This is a genomic window from Streptomyces sp. NPDC028722 (genome assembly GCF_040637655.1).
Classification (GTDB): domain Bacteria; phylum Actinomycetota; class Actinomycetes; order Streptomycetales; family Streptomycetaceae; genus Streptomyces.
In genome coordinates, this window is record NZ_JBEZWU010000004.1 from 23,925 (window position 1) to 40,851 (window position 16,927).

16 protein-coding genes are annotated in these 16,927 nt (G+C 74.6%); 10 read left to right on the forward strand and 6 right to left on the reverse strand.

Features of this window, described 5'->3' with window-relative positions; all coding sequences use genetic code 11:
* Positions 1 to 75 precede the first annotated feature (75 nt).
* On the reverse strand, positions 76 to 783 hold the full coding sequence (locus AB0F03_RS07685) for a GntR family transcriptional regulator (protein WP_361987564.1): 708 nt from the start codon (positions 781 to 783) through the stop codon (positions 76 to 78).
* Between the two features lie 182 nt (positions 784 to 965).
* On the opposite strand from AB0F03_RS07685, the gene AB0F03_RS07690 reads away from it, so the two are divergent.
* From AB0F03_RS07690 to AB0F03_RS07710, 5 genes are all read left to right on the forward strand, one after another.
* The gene (locus AB0F03_RS07690; protein ID WP_361987566.1) at positions 966 to 2,288 is read left to right on the forward strand and encodes an MFS transporter; all 1,323 of its coding nucleotides are present in this window, start codon (positions 966 to 968) and stop codon (positions 2,286 to 2,288) included.
* The gene (locus AB0F03_RS07695; protein WP_361988237.1) at positions 2,285 to 2,503 is read left to right on the forward strand and encodes a hypothetical protein; all 219 of its coding nucleotides are present in this window, start codon (positions 2,285 to 2,287) and stop codon (positions 2,501 to 2,503) included. Before AB0F03_RS07690 ends, AB0F03_RS07695 begins: the two co-directional genes overlap by 4 nt.
* Positions 2,500 to 3,258, forward strand: coding sequence for a 5-oxoprolinase subunit PxpA (locus AB0F03_RS07700; RefSeq protein WP_361987568.1), 759 nt, complete (start codon positions 2,500 to 2,502; stop codon positions 3,256 to 3,258). Before AB0F03_RS07695 ends, AB0F03_RS07700 begins: the two co-directional genes overlap by 4 nt.
* Positions 3,255 to 3,872: a 5-oxoprolinase subunit PxpB gene (pxpB, locus tag AB0F03_RS07705; protein WP_361987570.1), complete on the forward strand. Its 618-nt coding sequence runs from the start codon at positions 3,255 to 3,257 to the stop codon at positions 3,870 to 3,872. The genes AB0F03_RS07700 and pxpB overlap by 4 nt, the downstream gene beginning before the upstream one ends.
* 259 nt (positions 3,873 to 4,131) lie before the next feature.
* Complete coding sequence (locus AB0F03_RS07710) at positions 4,132 to 5,001, forward strand: biotin-dependent carboxyltransferase family protein (protein ID WP_361987572.1); 870 nt, start codon at positions 4,132 to 4,134, stop codon at positions 4,999 to 5,001.
* A 320-nt stretch (positions 5,002 to 5,321) separates the two neighbouring features.
* On the opposite strand, the gene AB0F03_RS07715 is transcribed toward AB0F03_RS07710, so the two are convergent.
* The 4 genes from AB0F03_RS07715 to AB0F03_RS07730 form a co-directional block, all read right to left on the reverse strand.
* Positions 5,322 to 6,497 carry a glycosyltransferase gene (locus AB0F03_RS07715; protein ID WP_361987574.1) on the reverse strand — a complete coding sequence of 392 codons (1,176 nt, stop codon included), beginning with the start codon at positions 6,495 to 6,497 and terminating at the stop codon, positions 5,322 to 5,324.
* The gene (locus AB0F03_RS07720) at positions 6,494 to 7,621 is read right to left on the reverse strand and encodes a glycosyltransferase family 1 protein (protein WP_361987575.1); all 1,128 of its coding nucleotides are present in this window, start codon (positions 7,619 to 7,621) and stop codon (positions 6,494 to 6,496) included. The genes AB0F03_RS07715 and AB0F03_RS07720 overlap by 4 nt, the downstream gene beginning before the upstream one ends.
* A gap of 266 nt (positions 7,622 to 7,887) precedes the next feature.
* Positions 7,888 to 9,306: a HEAT repeat domain-containing protein gene (locus AB0F03_RS07725; protein WP_361987577.1), complete on the reverse strand. Its 1,419-nt coding sequence runs from the start codon at positions 9,304 to 9,306 to the stop codon at positions 7,888 to 7,890.
* A gap of 300 nt (positions 9,307 to 9,606) precedes the next feature.
* Positions 9,607 to 9,999, reverse strand: coding sequence for an ankyrin repeat domain-containing protein (locus AB0F03_RS07730; protein WP_361987578.1), 393 nt, complete (start codon positions 9,997 to 9,999; stop codon positions 9,607 to 9,609).
* A 366-nt stretch (positions 10,000 to 10,365) separates the two neighbouring features.
* Here AB0F03_RS07730 and AB0F03_RS07735 point away from each other — a divergent pair, with 366 nt between their 5' ends.
* Together AB0F03_RS07735 and AB0F03_RS07740 are read left to right on the forward strand one after the other, a co-directional pair.
* The gene (locus tag AB0F03_RS07735; RefSeq protein WP_121789823.1) at positions 10,366 to 10,560 is read left to right on the forward strand and encodes a hypothetical protein; all 195 of its coding nucleotides are present in this window, start codon (positions 10,366 to 10,368) and stop codon (positions 10,558 to 10,560) included.
* 40 nt (positions 10,561 to 10,600) lie between these two features.
* Complete coding sequence (locus AB0F03_RS07740; RefSeq protein WP_361987580.1) at positions 10,601 to 12,256, forward strand: hypothetical protein; 1,656 nt, start codon at positions 10,601 to 10,603, stop codon at positions 12,254 to 12,256.
* Positions 12,257 to 12,366: 110 nt separating this feature from the next.
* Here the strand turns inward: AB0F03_RS07740 and AB0F03_RS07745 are convergent, their stop codons facing one another.
* Positions 12,367 to 13,875 (reverse strand): PLP-dependent aminotransferase family protein, encoded by a 1,509-nt coding sequence (locus AB0F03_RS07745; protein ID WP_361987582.1) that lies wholly within the window; start codon positions 13,873 to 13,875, stop codon positions 12,367 to 12,369.
* 64 nt (positions 13,876 to 13,939) lie between these two features.
* Between AB0F03_RS07745 and AB0F03_RS07750 the strand changes: the two genes are divergently transcribed.
* From AB0F03_RS07750 to AB0F03_RS07760, 3 genes are read left to right on the forward strand one after another with little or no spacing between them, the layout of a single operon-like run.
* On the forward strand, positions 13,940 to 14,635 hold the full coding sequence (locus tag AB0F03_RS07750; RefSeq protein ID WP_361987584.1) for a hypothetical protein: 696 nt from the start codon (positions 13,940 to 13,942) through the stop codon (positions 14,633 to 14,635).
* On the forward strand, positions 14,632 to 15,408 hold the full coding sequence (locus AB0F03_RS07755) for a glycerophosphodiester phosphodiesterase (protein ID WP_361987586.1): 777 nt from the start codon (positions 14,632 to 14,634) through the stop codon (positions 15,406 to 15,408). The genes AB0F03_RS07750 and AB0F03_RS07755 overlap by 4 nt, the downstream gene beginning before the upstream one ends.
* A 59-nt stretch (positions 15,409 to 15,467) precedes the next feature.
* On the forward strand, positions 15,468 to 16,814 hold the full coding sequence (locus AB0F03_RS07760; protein WP_361987588.1) for an MFS transporter: 1,347 nt from the start codon (positions 15,468 to 15,470) through the stop codon (positions 16,812 to 16,814).
* The last annotated feature ends 113 nt before the right edge of the window (positions 16,815 to 16,927 follow it).

The window sequence follows — 16,927 nt, forward strand, 5'->3', positions numbered from 1 at the left end:
ACCGTCACGGCGACTCGGCACGACCGTCACGGAGGCTCGGCACGACCGTCACCGCATTCAGCGAGGAGGGGAGGTTCAGAAGGTCTCCGTGCCGTCCTCGCCCACCCGTCGCCGGTACACCTCGACGACCCGCTCCAGGGAGTCCGCCAGATAGGTCGCCAGCAGCCGTCCCGCGCCGCTCCGGTCCCCGGCCTCCAGGGTGCGCAGGATCCGGCGGTTGCGGGCGAGGTACGGCTCGTGCAGCCGGTGCGGGTCGTCCACGACGTGGAAGGCCAGCCGCAGTTCGGCGAAGACGCTGCGCATCAGTTCGTCGGTGCGCTCGCTGCCGGCGAGGGCGACCAGTTCCCGGTGGAAGTGGATATTGGCCGTACCCACCGCTTTCCAGTCACCCGCGACGGCCGCCCGCTCGCCCTCGGCGACCGCCTCGGCCAGCTCCTGGAGCGGGTACGGCGGCTCGCCCAGGCCGCGGACGACGGCGCACTCGACGAGGGCGCGCGTGCGGTAGATGTCCTCCACGTCCTCGACGGTCAGGACGCGGACGAACACGCCCCGGTTCAGCTCGTGGACCAGCAGACGCTCGTGCGTGAGCAGCCGGAACGCCTCGCGCAGGGTGTTGCGGGAGACCCCGAGCGCCCCGCCGATGCTGTCCTCCGACAGCCGGGTGCCGGGCGGGAAGTACCCGTCGGCTATGCGGCTCCTGAGGATGTCCGCGACCCGCTCCGCCGTACTCGTACGCCCCAGGAGGGCGCGGTCGTCGGCCAGTCCCGCCAGCTGCTCTGCCATGCCGGGATTCAATCGCAGACCCGGGGACGAGACAACGTGGGTATTGAAGGATCGTTGAACGATCCTCTACGGTGCTCTCCTGGCGCGGCATTCGTACGGCGCGACGTACGCGCCTCCTCCCCATCGCAGCGCCTCCGTACCGCTCACGTCCCGCACCCTCCGTCCCCCTCTGCGAGGTGCCCATGAGCACGACCCCACCGCCGCCCCGGTCCGCGCCCCCCTCCGGCGTCCACCCGGGGACCGAAGACGCCGCCGATGACGGCGCGCTCGGCTGGCTGCGCGCCCTCGGCCCGGGCGGCCGGCGCGCGTTCACCGGAGCTTTCGGCGGATACGCCCTGGATTCGTACGACTACTTCACCCTGCCGCTGAGCATGGTGGCGCTCTCCGCCTATTTCGGTCTCAGCAGCGGCCAGACCGGTCTGTTCACCACCGTCACGCTCGTGGTCTCGGCGGTCGGCGGCGCCGCGGCGGGTGTGATCGCGGACCGGATGGGCCGGGTCCGGGCCCTGATGATCACCGTGCTCACGTACGCGGTCTTCACGGTCGCCTGCGGCTTCGCGCCCACCTACGAGACGCTGCTGGTCTTCCGCGCTCTCCAGGGCCTCGGTTTCGGCGGCGAGTGGGCGGTCGGGGCCATCCTGGTCGCCGAGTACGCGAGTGCGCGCCACCGGGGCCGTACGCTCGGCGCGGTCCAGAGCGCCTGGGCGGTCGGCTGGGCGCTGGCGGCGGTCGTCTACACGTTGGTGTTCTCCTTCGCCGGTGACGATCTGGCCTGGCGGATCATGTTCTGGACCGGTGCGCTGCCCGCGCTGTTCGTGGTGTGGTTGCGCCGCCGGGTGCACGACGCCCCCACGGCGACGGCGGCACGCGAGCAGGACCCGGGGCGGGGTTCCTTCGCGGCGATCTTCCGGCCGGGCCGGGACGGCGCCCCGGGGCTGCTGCGCACCACGGTCTTCGCGAGCCTGCTGTCCACGGGCGTGCAGGGCGGCTACTACACGCTGGCCACCTGGGTGCCGACGTACCTGAAGTCCGAGCGCGGCCTGTCGGTCGTCGGCACCGGCGGCTACCTGGCCTTCCTCATCTCGGGCGCGTTCCTCGGCTACCTGACCGGCGGCCACCTCACCGACCGGCTCGGCCGGCGCACCAACATCTGGCTGTTCGCACTGCTGTCGGCGCTGTGCATCCTGGTGTACGCGAACATCCCGCAGGGCGCCGGCACCCTGCTGCTGGTGCTCGGCTTTCCGCTCGGCTTCTGCATGTCGGCCATCTTCAGCGGCTTCGGCTCCTACCTGAGCGAGCTGTACCCGACGGCGGTGCGCGGCACCGGGCAGGGCTTCACGTACAACACGGGCCGCGCGGTGGGCGCGGTGTTCCCGACGCTGGTGGGCTTCCTCGCGGACAGTTGGGGGGTGGGCGGCGCGCTGGTCTTCGGCGCGATCGGTTACGGCCTGGCGGCACTGGCACTGCTGGGGCTGCCGGAGACGCGCGGGAAGGAGCTGGCGTGACGCGGGTGGACGGCAGCGGGGAGCGCCCCGTCACCACGGTCGACGAGCACGCGTGCGCGTACCGGCGGGACGACTTGGTGTCGGTCCCGCTCGGGTACGGGTTCACCGCCGAGTGCACGCCTGGCCGGGCGGGCGTGCCGATCCGGCATGTCGAACAGGGCCGCGAGGTGCCGATGTACGTCGGCGACGAACCGGAAGGCACCGGAACACCATGACCGCGATCGATCTGAACGCCGACCTCGGCGAGGGCTTCGGCCGCTGGCGGCTGACCGACGACGAGCAGCTGCTGTCCGTCGTCACCAGTGCGAACGTGGCCTGCGGGTTCCATGCCGGGGACCCGGCCACCATGCGCCGGGTGTGCGATCTCGCGGTCGCGCGCGGGGTGACGATCGGCGCGCAGGTCTCCTACCGGGACCTCGCCGGGTTCGGGCGGCGCGCGATGGACGTGCCGCCCGCCGAGCTGGCGGCCGAAGTGGCCTACCAGATCGGCGCCCTGGAGGTGTTCGCCCGGGCGGCGGGAGCGCGCGTGGCGTACGTCAAACCGCACGGCGCGCTCTACAACCGGGTCGTGCACGACGCCGAGCAGGCCCACGCGGTCGTCGAGGGTGTGCTCCTCGCCGACGCGGCCCTGCCGGTGCTGGGCCTGCCCGGCTCGCGGCTGCTGGAACTGGCCGCGCGCGCGGGGTTGCCGGCCGTCACGGAGGCGTTCGCGGACCGCGCCTACACCGACGAGGGCACGCTGGTGCCGCGCGGCCGGGACGGTGCCGTGGTCACCGACCCGGAGGCCGTCGTGGAGCGCTCGGTGAGCCTCGCGTGCTCCGGCTCGGTCACCGCGCACTCCGGCGCGCGCATCCAGGTGCGCGCCCGGTCGCTGTGCCTGCACGGTGACACGCCCGGCGCCGTGGAGCTGGCCCGCCGGGTGCGCGAGCGGCTCGTGGCGGCGGGCGTGCGGCTGGAGGCGTTCGCATGAGGGCGCTCCCCGTCGGCGACGACGCCCTGCTGGTCGAGGTGGCTTCCGGGGAGGAGGCGCAGGCCCTGCACGCGGAGCTGCTCCGGTGCCGCGAGGAGGGCGCGCTCACCGTCCGTGAGATCGTCCCGGCGGCCCGGACGGTCCTGCTGGACGGACTGGCCGACCGGGCCCGCTGGGCGGCCGAGCTGGCGGCCCGCGACGTGCCCGCGGCGCCGCCACGCGCGCGTGAGCTGGTCGAACTGCCCGTGCGCTACGACGGCCCGGACCTCGCGGAGGTCGCCGCGCACTGGCAGGTGCCCGAGCCGGAGGTGGCCCGGATCCACGCGGGCACCGAGTTCACGGTGGCCTTCTGCGGGTTCGCCCCCGGCTTCGGCTATCTCACCGGCCTCCCGGCCCGCTACCACGTCCCGCGGCGCGCCACCCCGCGCACGGCGGTCCCGGCCGGTGCCGTGGCGCTGGCCGGGCCGTACACGGGCGTGTACCCACGCTCCTCGCCGGGCGGCTGGCAGCTGATCGGCACGACGGACGCCGTCCTGTGGGACCCGACCCGGGTACCGGCCGCGCTGCTGGCCCCGGGGACACGGGTGCGGTTCGTTCCGGTGGACGGGCCATGACCGGGGCGCCCGGAGGAGGGAACGCGACCGGGGCGCCCGGTGACGGGGCCGTGGCCCGGACGCTCGGTAGCGGGGCCGTGGGCCGGACGCTCGGTGACGGGGCCGTGGCCCGGACGCTCGTGGGCGGGCCGAGCGGTGGCGCGGCCGGCGGGACGCGCACGGCCGCTCCCGCCCGTGGGCACGCCGTACCCGGCGCCGGGTCAGCGAGGGGACTCCCCACCGGCGGTGCGCGCCAGCGTCACAGGTGCGGGGTGGGCGCATGAGTGACCGTGTGCTCTCGGTGGTGCGTGCCGGGGCGCTGACCACCGTGCAGGACCGTGGGCGGCCGGGGTACGCGCATCTCGGTGTGCCGCCGTCCGGGGTGCTCGACCCGCCCGCGGCGGCGCTCGTGAACCGGCTCGTCGGCAATCCGCCGGATGCCGCCGTCCTGGAGACCACGCTCAACGGCTGTGCCGTGCGTCCCCGCGCCACGGTGACCGTCGCGGTCGGCGGCGCGCCCTGTCCGGTGTCGGTGGACGGCCGGCCGGCGGCGTGGGGCGTCCCGGTCGCCGTGCCGGCCGGGACGCTGCTGGAGGTGGGTGCGGCCACGGCCGGGGTGCGCAGCTATGTCGCGGTCGACGGGGGCATCACCGTCGAGCCGGTGCTCGGCAGCCGGGCCACCGACCTGCTGTCCGGCCTGGGCCCGGCCCCGCTCGCGGAGGGCATGACGCTGCCGCTCGGCGCTCCGGCAGGTCCCCCCGCGCGCGTGGACGGCGCTCCGCTGCCGTGTCCGCCGGCCGAACTCGTGCTGCGTGTGACGCCGGGCCCGCGCGACGACTGGTTCACGGCGCGGGCGCTCCGGGACCTCACCACGCGCGCGTACCGCGTCTCCGCGGCGAGCAACCGTATCGGCCTGCGCACCGAGGGACCCGCGCTGGAGCGGGCCCGGACCGGGGAGCTCCCCAGCGAGGGCCTGGTCCTCGGCGCGGTCCAGGTGCCGCCGGACGGGCGCCCGGTGGTCTTCCTCGCCGACCACCCGACCACGGGGGGCTACCCGGTGATCGCCGTGGTCCGCGCCGCCGACCTCCCGGCCGCCGCCCAGGCACTGCCGGGCATCCCGGTCCGCTTCGTACCGGTACGCCGCCGCTGACCCTCGTAGCGTCGGCAACCGAGCAGTACTGCCGCGGGGGCCCGGGCGCCCCACAGCCGAGCCGCGCCCGCCCAGCACGGCCCGCCCGTGGCCCTGCGCCCGTACGGGACGGACGGCCTGCGGCAGTACCGGCGTGGCCGACGCCCAGGGTCAGCCACGCCACCCCGGCCCGGCCCTCCACAGCCGAACTGCACCCGCCCCGGTACGGCGCCGGCCCCGGCCCTCCACAGCGGAACTGCGCCCGCCTCGGTGAAGCCCCGCGCGGACCCCGCGCCGCACCGGACCGTCTGCCGCAGAACCGCCGTAGCCGGCGCCCGGGGTCAGGCGGCGTCGCCCGGCAGGGTGGGGCGGGGCCCGGCGTGGTGGTGGGCCTCCGCGTCGTGGGCCGCCAGGAACGCCTCCACGGCCGCTCCCCAGCCGAAGCACTCGGCACGCGCGCGTGCCGCGTCCCGCCGCTCGGGCTCACCGCGTTCCAGGAGCAGTTCCACGGCGTCGGCGAACGCCTTCCCTCCGCCGGCCGCGACGGTCCCGGCGGACCCGATGACCTCGGGCAGCGCGGAGGACGCGCTCGCGACGACGGGCGTACCGCACGCCATGGCCTCCAGGGCCGCGAGGCCGAACGTCTCGGCTGGTCCGGGCGCGAGGCAGACGTCGGCGGACGCCTGGAGCGCGCCGAGGACGGCCCGGTCGGAGACGTGCCCGAGGAAGGTCACCGGCAGCCCGCGCTGCCGGACACGCTGCTCCAGCCGGGCCCGCAGCGGCCCGTCCCCGGCCACCACGAGCACCGCCCGCCACCCGCGCCGCAGCAGCACCTCCAGGGCGTCCAGGGCCGTACCGGGCCGTTTCTCCACGGACAGCCGGGAGCACATCAGGAGCAGCGCCTCGTCGCCGCGCGCGTGCCGTGCGCGCAGTCCGGGGTCGCGCAGCGCGGGATGCCGTTCCTCCAGGTCGACGCCCAGTGGGGCGCGTACGACGTTGCGCGCGCCGATGCGCACGAACTCGCGCTCGGCGTACTCCGTCGTGCACACCACCCGCGAGTAGACGTGCGCGGTGCGGGTGTTGAGGCCGTCGGCGGCGCGCCGGGCGAGGTTCCCGGGCAGACCCCAGGTGCGCAGCACGCCGTCGGCGGTCTCGTGGGAGACCATCACGGCGGGGACCCGCGCGCGGCGGGCCCAGCGGCCGGTCCAGCGCAACGTGGTCCGGTCGGAGACCTCCAGGCGGTCCGGGGCCAGTCCCTCCAGGACGGCGGCCACGCGCTGTCTGTCGGCGAGGACCCGGTAGCCGCCGGTGCCGGGCAGCAGCGGGCCGGGCAGGGTGATGACGCGGCCCTGCTCGGTGTCGCGGTCGGTGTGCCGGTCGCCGGGCACGATCAGGACCGGTTCGTGGCCCGCGGTCCGGAAGCCCTTGCCGAGTTCCCTCAGGGCGGTGCGCAGGCCGCCGGACGCGGGGGTGACGAAGTTGGCGAGTCGCACGATGCGCAGGGGCCGGCCGGTCATGCCGCCACCACCGTCCTCCGGGCCGCGAGCACGTCGTCGTAGTGGGCGATCAGCTGATCACCGACGGCGGCCCAGGTGCGGCCCCCGACCTTCGCGCGGGCAGCGGCGCCGTACGCGGCCCGCCGTCCCGGATCGGCGGCCAGGGCATGGACGGCCTGCTGGACGGCCTGGGCGTCGTGCGGCGAGACGAGCAGGCCGGTGCGGCCGTGGGCGACCAGGTCGAGCGGGCCGCCGGCGGCGGGCGCGACGACCGGGACACCGCTGGCCATGGCCTCCTGGACGGTCTGGCAGAACGTCTCGAAGGGGCCGGTGTGCACGAACACGTCCAGTGAGGCGAAGATCCGGGCGAGGTCGTCTCCGGTGCGGCGGCCCAGGAAGACGGCGCCCGGCAGGGCCTCGGTCAGATGCGCCTGGCTGGGTCCGTCGCCGACGAGCACGAGCCGCACACCCGCCAGTGCCCGGACCCCGGCGAGGAGTTCGAGGTGCTTCTCGGGGGCGAGCCGGCCGACGTAGCCGACGATCACTTCACCGTCCGGGGCGAGCGTGCGCCGCAGCGCCTCGTCCCGGCGCTGCGGCCGGAAACGTACGGCGTCCACGCCGCGCGGCCACAGCCGCACCCGGGGTACGCCGTGCGTCTCCAGGTCGGCCAGGGCGGCGCTGGAGGGGGCCAGGGTGCGGTCGGCTGCGGCGTGCACTGCGCGGATCCGCCGCCAGGCGGCGGACTCTCCTGCGCCCATGTAGGTGCGGGCGTATCCGGCCAGGTCGGTCTGGTAGACGGCGACGGCGGGGACGCGGAGCCGGGCGGCGGCGGCCATGCCGCGGGCGCCGAGGACGAAGGGGCTGGCGAGGTGGACCACGTCGGGGCGGTGTGCGACGAGGGCCGCGGCCAGGCGCCGGCTGGGCAGGGCGACGCGTACCTGGGGGTAGCCGGGGAGCGGCAGGGAGGGCACCCGGACGACCGGGCAGGGGGCCTCCGCGTCCGAACCGCTGCCGGGTGCGGGGGCGGGGGCGACGACGAGCGGATGGTGACCGCGATCCACGAGGTGCCGGGCGGTCTGGAGCGCGCAGTGGGCCACGCCGTTCACGTCGGGGGGAAAGGATTCGGTCACGATGACGACACGCATACGGGTGTTGTCGCCACGCTGGGCGTGCCCGCGTCAACTTCGATCTGTCGGCGCGGGAAACGTCCCATGAGCGTTCGCCCGCACGCACCCGCACGCAGGACCGCGCCGGCCCGCCGCCATGACCGCCCGCCCCACGGGGTCACCCATGGTCCCCGGGCGAGGCGACCGTCCCCCGGGCAGGGAGCGAGGGGAGCCTTCGAAGGGCGTGCGGCTCGGCAGAGCGCGGGCCTCGGGAGGTGTGCGGCTCGGCCGGCGTGCCCGGGGCCTCAGCCGAGCGTCGCGTCGGGGCCGAAGCGGCTGCGGACCGCTGTCTGCACCTCCGCCTCCTCGGCCGGGTCGGCGGCCAGGCGGCGCAGTCGCTCGACGACACGGGCGTCACCGGTCTCGGCGTGCCGGGCGGCGAGTTCGCGGGTGGTCTCCTCGCAGTCCCACAGGCATTCGACGGCGAAGCCGGTGGCGAAGGAGGGGTCGGTGGCGGCCAGCGCGCGGGCGGCCCGGCCGCGGAGGTGGGAGGAGGCCGTCTCGCGGTAGATGTGGCGCAGCACGGGGGCCGCGCAGGCGATACCGAGGCGTCCGGCACCGTCGACGAGGGTCCACAGGGTGGGTGCGTCCGGGCCCTCGCCGCGTACGGCCTCGCGGAGGGCACCGAGGACGAGGTCGCTGTCCCGGGCGGCGCCGCGGCAGGCGAGCATGCGGCCGGCGGCGGCACCGAGCGCGTCGGGACGCTGGGCCCAGCCGCGCGCGCGGTCGACGGCGGCGATGCTGCGCATCCGTTCGAAGGCGTCGACGGCGGCCTCCACGACGGCCGGCGTGCCGTCGGCGACCGCGGCCTCGATCAGGTCGAGGGCGCCGGGATCGTTGCCGTCGGCGAGGTAGCGCAGTGCGGTGCAGCGGGCTCCGTCGATGCCGTCGCGCGCGGCCCGCAGGATCTCGGGCCGGTCCTCGGGGCCGGCCACGGCGACCAGGCAGCGGGCGGCGGGCACGTACAGGGCGGCGCCGCGCTCCATGCCCTGCTGGGCCCACTCGAAGACGGCGCGGACGCTCCACCCCGGGCGCGGGCCGGTGGGGCGCATCTGGCGCTGCCAGCGGTCGAAACAGCCGGTTTCCTGGGCGGCACGCACGCGCGTGGCGATCGACGGCCGCGGATCGTCGGCCCACAGCCGCCAGGGCCGGGGCTCGAAGGCGTCGCGCACGGCGGCGGCCAGCTCGGCCTCGCCCTCGGGGTCGGTGGTGAAGCGGGCCAGGACGGGGGCGGCGAGGGCGCGCAGGCCCGCGTCGTCGTCCCGCAGGGCCAGCTCGTCCAGCGCCCAGGCCCAGTTGGTTCCCTGGGCGGCGTACCTGCGCAGCAGTTCGAGGGCGTCCCGGCGGCCGTAGGAGGCGAGGTGCCCGAGGACGGCCAGGGCGAGGCCGGTACGGGACTCGTCGGTGTCGAGGATGTCGTCCGCGCCGAAGAGGTGCGCCTCCAGGGCGTCCAGCTCGCCGTTCAGGTCGAGATGGAGGCGGGCGTAGTACAGGGAGCGGTTCTCCACCTGCCAGTCGTGGCGGGGATCGCGCAGCACACAGTGGTTCAGGGCCGCGAGCGCCTCGGCCCGCGGGGCGGTGAGCGCGTGCAGCGTGCCGTCGCCACGGCCGCGCTGGAGCAGCCCGAGCAGCGTACCGCTGGGCGCTATGACCGGATCGAACATGGGAAACAGCCTCACATCAAGCGTCGACGCAACCGGGAACCACGCATTACCTGGCCGCGTGACACAACGTCGGAGTGCCCGCCGTCTTCTGCTTGCTGTAGACCATCTCTCTCTGCCTCTCGTCGGTGGCCCATGCGGACCTCATCACGGCCCGCGCGGTGCGGCATCACCTGCCCGTCCATCACGTCCGTGAATCACGTCGTCATGATGACCCGCGGTGTGTCCTGCCGCGACCGTATTTCCGGCGGCCTGCTACCGCCTCCCCCGTTTTGCGTGTCGTTTCTGGTCGGGACGCCGCCGTCAGCGGACGCCGAACAGCTCCAGCAGTTCCGTCTTGCCGAACATCCGGGCCGTGTCGACGGCCGACGGCGTTCCCGCGGAAGGGTCGGCCCCGCCCTCCAGAAGGGCCTTGATCACGTCCGTCTCGCCCTTGAAGACGGCGCCGGCGAGCGGGGTCTGGCCCCGGTCGTTGATCTGGTCCGCCGCCGCACCGCGGGCGAGCAGCGCGCGGACCGCGTCGGCGTGGCCGTGGTAGGCGGCGAGCATCACCAGGGAGTCGCCGCGGTCGTTGGTGAGGTTGGCCGGCACGCCCGCGTCGACGTACGCCACGAGCGCCTCGGTCTGCCCCTGCCGGGCCAGATCGAAGATCTTGGTCGCCAGCTCCACGACCTCGGGATCGGGGGCTTCACTCATCGGCCGGACCGCCTCTCCTTGCGCATGCGGGAACTGCTCGGGGACTGCTCGGGGCCCGCTTTCGGGGCCCGCTCGGGGCCCGCTTCGGACCGAGCGAGCGTACGGCAGCGAGCGGAGCGCGGCCGTACGAGTGAATCGCCAGCGTACTGGCTCCTGCGGCACATGACCCGATGTGCCCGAGGTAAAGATCGCCAACAGCGCCCGCCGGACGCAACCGGCCTGGTCAACGGGGCAGGAACGGCTCCGCCACGTGGGGGAAATGAGCCCGATTTCACCCAGTTGCACCTTTAATAGTATGGATACATCCTGTGATCCTGGAAGGACTCATGGTGACTGTCCCTCACCCTCGACACCAGGAGGCCCGAAATGATCCTTTCCCTGTCAGGCGTGTTCCTGCTCGGCACCATCGTGTTCCTCTTCTTCCGCAAGGACGGACTGAAGGGCTCGCACGCCGCGGTCACGGCCCTGTTCGGCTTCTACCTGTCGAGCACGGCCATCGCCCCGAGCATCAAGGCCGGCGGAGAGAGCCTGGCAAGCCTCCTCGGCGGCATCAAGTTCTGACCCGGCCCGTCCCGCCCGTACGCACGATCAGGAGACAGCAGTGGCCCGGCGCCCTCTCCCCCGCATTCTGAGCAAAGACAGCGCGCAGATCGCCCGGACGCAGATCGCCCGGAGCCGGGAGCTGGCCCGGACGGCGGCCGACAGCGCCACCGACGTCCTCCACCCGCTGATCACCGTCTCGCGCGGACTGCGCCGGCTGGCCTCGGCCGGGCGGCGCAGATGGGCGGACACCCCCAAGGACAAACGCGGGCCACTGCTGTTCCTGGTGGCCTCCCTGGTCCTCCTCGTGGCCCTGGTACCGTACGGGCCGCTGCTCACCGTCATCACCGTGATGGGGGCGGCGGCCTGGCAGGGCCGCGACCGCACCTCGGTGCCCGACGGGCCCGACGAGTCCCAGGCCGAACGGCTCCAGGCGCTGTACGAGGCCCTGGTGCCGTACTTCTCCGGCCCCGACGACCCGGCGCCGCTGTACGCGCACGGCGGGACCTGGGAGAGCGCCTTCACGGACCACGAGTTCGACGACGCCGGCCGCGTCGGTCACCTCGTCGTCCGCTACCCCGCCTATTTCCCGGACGGCGAGCCCGCGGCCCGCGCGCGGATCGAGCAGCTGCTCACCGTGAAGGCCGGCCGGGGCCGCGAGTACCACTTCGCGTGGGACGAGGAGGGCAACCGGCTCACCGTCACCGTGCTCGCCCCGCTGCCCGCCGACGTCCCGGCCCAGCGCTTCGTCACCGCCCCGGGAGAGACCGTCCTCGGCTTCACCGACCCGAGCGAGGTCCAGCGCACGCTCCCCCTCTCCTACGGCGAGGAACGGATCGACGTCCCGCCCATCGTCTGGCGCACCGGCATCCGCTCCACCGAGCCGCACCTGCTGGCCATGGGCCATCCCGGCAGCGGCACCTCCACCCTGCTGCGCTCCATCGCCCTCCAGGCCCTGGAGTACGGCGACGTCCTGATCGTCGACGGCGGCGGCACCGGCGAGTACGCGTGCCTGACCGGCCGGGACGGCGTACTCGCCGTGGAGTGCGCCCTCGCCGGGGCGCTAGCCAGCCTGGAGTGGGCCGCGCAGGAGACCGAGCGCCGGCTCATCGCGATCAACCTGGCCCGGCAGGCGGGCGAGCCGCCGCCCGAGGACACCCGGCGCCCGCTGTGGATCCTGCTCGACCGGCCGGGCGTCTTCGCCCACCTCGCGGGGACGGAGGGCCGCAAGGACCCGCAGGCGCTGCTCCAGGTGCCGTTGCGGCACGGCCGCGCGGCGAACGTCACCGTGGTCGTCGCCGAGCAGTTCGAGAGCGGGGAGGCGCTGAGCGAGGCGGTACGGCAGCACACACGCGCGCGTGTCGTGCTCGGTGCCGCGGCACCGCAGCAGGTGGAAGCGGTGCTGGGCGTGCCCCCGCACACGACGCCGCTCGTGCACATGCCGCCCGGGCGGGGGTACGCCCGGCTGGGGTCCGGTCCGGTGCACCGGCTCCAGGTCCCGCGGACACCGGATCCGTACGACGACGCCACGAGCGACGCCGACCGGCAGGCGGTGATGGCACTGCTGCCCGCGCGGAGCACCCCCGGGGACGCGGAGGCTCCGGCACCGCCGGACATGACGAAGCCGGTGGAACCGGTCGGGCCGACGGAGCCGACGGAGTCGGCGGTCGAGCGGACACCGCGGACCGCGGAGACCGTGGGCGCCGAGACCGCCTGAGTCGTGCCGTCGCACTCCCGTCTCCGGACCAGGCACGTCCCACGCCAGGCCCACCGCGCGGGCCCACCACGCCACGAGCGCCCAGCCCCACGCCTACGCCACCAGCGCCCCTACGCCACCAGCGTCCGCGGTGACTCCCCCGCTCCCGGCGCGCCCGATTCCACCAGCCGGGCCGCGGCGGCGAGCCGGGCCGCCGCCTCGTCCGCCACCGCTCCCCCGACGGTGAACGGAAGCCGGACGTAGCCCTCGAACGCGCCGTCGACGCCGAAGCGGGGGCCGGACGGGACGCGGACGCCGGTGCGTTCGCCCGCTTCGGCGAGGCGGGAGCCGGAGAGGCCGCCGGCGCGGACCCAGAGGGTCAGGCCGCCGCGCGGCACCTCGAACTCCCAGCTGGGCAGTTCCCGGCGGAGCGCGGCGACCAGGGCGTCCCGGTTCTCGCGGGCCTGGGCGCGGCGCAGGTCGACCGCCTGCTGCCAGCCCCCGGTGCTGAACAGCCAGTTCACGGCCAGCTGTTCCAGCACCGGTGTGCCCAGGTCGGCGTACGCGCGGGCGGCGACCAGGCTGCGGATGACGTCCGGTGCCGCCCGTACCCAGCCGATGCGCATGCCCGCCCAGAACGCCTTGCTGGCGGAGCCGACCGTGATCACCGTGGAGCCGGCCGGGTCGAAGCCGCACACCGGCCGGGGCATGCCGGCGGTCCGGACCTCCTCGTCGAGCCACAGCTCGGTCATCGTCTCGTCGGCGACGAGGACCGTGCCGGCCGAGCGGGCCGCGTCCACCAGCCGGCGGCGCTGGTCCTCGTCGGCGAGCGCCCCGGTGGGGTTGTGGAAGTCGGCGACGACATAGGCGATGCGGGGTGCGGCCTCGCGCAGGACCTGGCGCCAGCGGTCCATGTCCCAGCCGGAGAGCCCCTCGGCCATCGCGACGGGGACGAGCCGGGCGCCCGTCTCCCGCATGAGCTGGAGGATGTTGGCGTAGGACGGGGACTCCACGGCGATGCGCTCGCCGCGGCCCGCGAAGAGATGACAGATGGCGTCGATGGCGCCCATCGCGCCGGTCGTCACCATGATCTGCTCGGGCATGGTGGGGATGCCGCCGGCGGTGTACCGCTCGGCGATCATCGAGCGCAGGGCGGGCAGCCCGGCCGGGTAGTCGCCGTGGGTGTGGGCGTACGGCGGCAGTTCCTCCAGGGCGCCCCGCACGGCCCGGGTGAGCCACGGCTCGGGCGCCGGGAGCGAGGCGCAGCCCAGGTCGATCACCGAGCCGAGGGCCTCCGGGGGCAGCGGCTCCAGGCCCCGGGCGGGAACCGGGTTGCCGGCCGGTACGGCGGTCCAGCTGCCGGCTCCGCGCCGGGACTCCAGGAAGCCCTCGCCGCGCAGCGCCTCGTAGGCCGCCGCGACGGTCGTACGGCTCACGGAGAGGGACACGGCGAGTTCGCGTTCCGCGGGAAGGCGGGCGGCCACCGGGACACGGCCCTCGAGCACCAGCAGCCGGATGCCGTCGGCGAGGGCACGATAGGCGGGGGGACGGCGGGTGCCGGGGCCGGCCGGGCGGTCCTGCTGGGAGTTGAGGAGCCGGGCGAGCTGTGCGGCTCCCACCGCCGAGGTCCACTGCGCCATGAAGATCAGTCCACCTTCCCCGGATTGGCCATGGATGACATTCCATCCCGAGCCACAGAGTGACATGTGCCAGTCCAGTTCCACTACCCAGGGGGGGTATGTCGTGTCCGCTCCCGGCCGCCATGTCGGACGTCGGTTGATCCAGCTCTACGCCGGGCTCGTGCTCTACGGCGCGAGTTCCGCGCTGCTCGTGGCGGCGGACCTGGGGCTGGAGCCCTGGAACGTGCTGCACCAGGGGCTCGCGGAACTGACCGGGCTGAGCATCGGCGTCGTGTCGATCATCGTGGGCGCGGTGGTGCTGCTGCTGTGGATCCCGCTGCGCCAGCGGCCCGGGCTCGGCACGGTCTCCAACGTCTTCGTGGTCGGCCTCGCCATGGACGGCACGCTCGCGCTCGTCCCGGACGTCCGTTCCCTCGCCGTACGCGTCCCGCTGCTGCTGGCGGGGGTCGTGCTGAACGGCGTGGCGACCGGTCTGTACATCGCGGCGAGCTTCGGTCCGGGCCCGCGCGACGGGCTGATGACGGGTCTGCACCGGCGCACCGGCCGGTCGGTCCGGCTGATGCGGACAGCCGTGGAGGTGACGGTGGTGGTCACCGGGTTCGCCCTTGGCGGCACCATCGGCCTGGGCACCCTGCTGTACGCCGTGGCCATCGGCCCGCTGGTCCAGCTGTTCCTGCGGATGTTCGCCGTGCGGCCGGCACCGGCCGGCAGGGCGGTCGTCGCCACGGTGACACCGGAGGGGGTCATACTGCGTCCGTGAGCCTCACGACACCGGCCCCGCGCCACCCGTACCTGGACCATCCCGGCCCGATCGCCTTCGCCCACCGGGGCGGTGCCGCCGACGGTCTGGAGAACACCGTGGCGCAGTTCCACCGCGCGGTGGAACTGGGCTACCGGTACATCGAGACCGATGTGCACGCCTCGGCGGACGGCCGGCTGGTCGCCTTCCACGACGCGACCCTGGACCGGGTCACCGACGGGGCGGGCCGGATCGCCGACCTGCCGTGGGCGGAGATACGGCACGCGCGCGTGGGCGGCCGGGAACCGGTGCCGCTGTTCGAGGACCTGCTGGACACCTTCCCCGAGGTGCGCTGGAACGTCGACGTCAAGGCGGAGCCCGCGCTGCGGCCCCTGCTGGGGCTGATCGAGCGCGCGGACGCCTGGGACCGGGTGTGCGTGGGCTCCTTCTCGGAGGCGCGTGTGCTGCGGGCCCAGCGGCTGGGCGGGCCGCGCCTGGCCACCTCCTTCGGGACGCGCGGGGTGCTCAACCTGCGGCTGCGCTCCTGGGGGCTGCCGGGCGCGGTGCGCCGGTCGGCCGTGGCCGCGCAGGTGCCCGAGGCGCAGTCGGGCGTGCCCGTGGTGGACCAGCGCTTCGTGCGCGCCGCCCACGCGCGCGGGCTGCACGTGCACGTGTGGACGGTCAACGAGCCCCGGCGCGTGCACCGGCTCCTGGATCTCGGGGTTGATGGCATCATGACCGATCACATCGACATGCTGCGCAAGGTCATGGAGGACCGCGGCGTCTGGGTCTGACCGCCCGGACCGGCCGGTCCGCGCCTTCGCACGGCACTGCGGGGGAGGCGAGGGCACGGGTGGGCACGGAGACCGTGCGGGCACCGGTGGCGGACGAGGCCGCCGGACTCAGGCGCGAGCGGCACGGCTGGTACGTGTACGACTGGGCGTGCTCGGTGTACTCGACCAGCGTCCTCACGGTCTTCCTCGGCCCGTACCTCACCGCGGTCGCCGAGCGGGCGGCGGACGCCGGCGGCTATGTGCACCCGCTGGGCGTCCCGGTCCGGGCGGGCTCCTTCTTCGCCTACTCGGTGTCCCTGTCGGTGATCGTGGCGGTCGTCGTGATGCCCCTGGTGGGCAGCGCGGCCGACCGCACGGGCCGCCGGAAGCCGCTGCTCGCCGCGGCGGCGTACACCGGGGCGGCGGCCACCACGGGCATGTTCCTGCTGGACGGCGACCGGTATCTGCTCGGCGGGGTGCTGCTCGTCGTGGCCAACGCGGCGCAGTCCGTCGGGATGATGCTCTACAACTCCTATCTGCCGCAGATCGCGCCGCCCGAGCAGCGCGACGCCGTCTCCTCGCGCGGCTGGGCCTTCGGCTATGCGGCCGGCTCCCTGGTCCTCGTCGCCGACCTGGTCCTGTACTCGGCGCACGACTCCTTCGGGCTGACCGAGTCGGCAGCGGTCCGGGTGTGCCTGGCGTCGGCGGGCCTGTGGTGGGGCGCGTTCACGCTCGTACCGCTGCGCAGGCTCCGCGACCGCCACGCGCGCGTGGCGGGGTCGGCGGCGCCCGGGGCACGGCAGCTGGCGGCGACGGTCCGGGACATGCGCCGGCACCCGCTGACGCTGGCGTTCCTGCTGGCGTACCTCGTGTACAACGACGGGATCCAGACGGTGATCTCGCAGGCCTCGGTCTACGGCTCCGAGGAGCTGGGGCTCGGGCAGTCGACGCTCATCGGGGCCGTGCTGCTGGTGCAGGTGCTGGCCGTGGCCGGGGCGCTGGCGATGGGGCGGCTGGCGCGGGCGTACGGCGCGCAGCGGACGATCCTCGGCTCGCTGGTGGCGTGGACGGTCACGCTCGCCGCCGGCTACTTCCTGCCTGCGAGGGCCCCGGTGTGGTTCTTCGTGCTGGCCGCCGGGATCGGCCTGGTCCTCGGCGGCAGTCAGGCGCTGTCCCGGTCGCTGTTCTCGCACCTGGTGCCGCCGGGCAAGGAGGCCGAGTACTTCTCCGCGTACGAGCTGAGCGACCGCGGGATGAGCTGGCTCGGCCCGCTGCTGTTCGGCGTGACGTACCAGCTGACCGGAAGCTACCGGTCCGCGATCGTGTCGCTGGTGGCCTTCTTCGTGATCGGTTTCGTCCTGCTCGCACGGGTACCTGTGCGGCGTGCGATCGGCGAGGCGGGGAACCCGGTACCGGAAAGGATCTAGCGTCGATTTAGCACTCGGCGCCAAAGGGCGGTAGTGTACGCGTTTGGCCTGCCAGGCGTACCGTTACTGCGCGTCAAAGAAGCAGAAGCGCTGGGTCACATCTGCTAGCAGAT

Excerpts from the sequence above, each read along its gene's own strand:
- AB0F03_RS07685 (WP_361987564.1), bottom strand. The coding sequence starts at position 783 with ATGGCAGAGCAGCTGGCGGGACTGGCCGACGACCGCGCCCTCCTGGGG.
- AB0F03_RS07690 (WP_361987566.1), top strand. The coding sequence starts at position 966 with ATGAGCACGACCCCACCGCCGCCCCGGTCCGCGCCCCCCTCCGGCGTC.
- AB0F03_RS07700 (WP_361987568.1), top strand. The coding sequence starts at position 2,500 with ATGACCGCGATCGATCTGAACGCCGACCTCGGCGAGGGCTTCGGCCGC.
- pxpB (WP_361987570.1), top strand. The coding sequence starts at position 3,255 with ATGAGGGCGCTCCCCGTCGGCGACGACGCCCTGCTGGTCGAGGTGGCT.
- AB0F03_RS07710 (WP_361987572.1), top strand. The coding sequence starts at position 4,132 with ATGAGTGACCGTGTGCTCTCGGTGGTGCGTGCCGGGGCGCTGACCACC.
- AB0F03_RS07715 (WP_361987574.1), bottom strand. The coding sequence starts at position 6,497 with ATGACCGGCCGGCCCCTGCGCATCGTGCGACTCGCCAACTTCGTCACC.
- AB0F03_RS07720 (WP_361987575.1), bottom strand. The coding sequence starts at position 7,621 with ATGCGTGTCGTCATCGTGACCGAATCCTTTCCCCCCGACGTGAACGGC.
- AB0F03_RS07725 (WP_361987577.1), bottom strand. The coding sequence starts at position 9,306 with ATGTTCGATCCGGTCATAGCGCCCAGCGGTACGCTGCTCGGGCTGCTC.
- AB0F03_RS07730 (WP_361987578.1), bottom strand. The coding sequence starts at position 9,999 with ATGAGTGAAGCCCCCGATCCCGAGGTCGTGGAGCTGGCGACCAAGATC.
- AB0F03_RS07735 (WP_121789823.1), top strand. The coding sequence starts at position 10,366 with ATGATCCTTTCCCTGTCAGGCGTGTTCCTGCTCGGCACCATCGTGTTC.
- AB0F03_RS07745 (WP_361987582.1), bottom strand. The coding sequence starts at position 13,875 with ATGGCGCAGTGGACCTCGGCGGTGGGAGCCGCACAGCTCGCCCGGCTC.
- AB0F03_RS07750 (WP_361987584.1), top strand. The coding sequence starts at position 13,940 with ATGTGCCAGTCCAGTTCCACTACCCAGGGGGGGTATGTCGTGTCCGCT.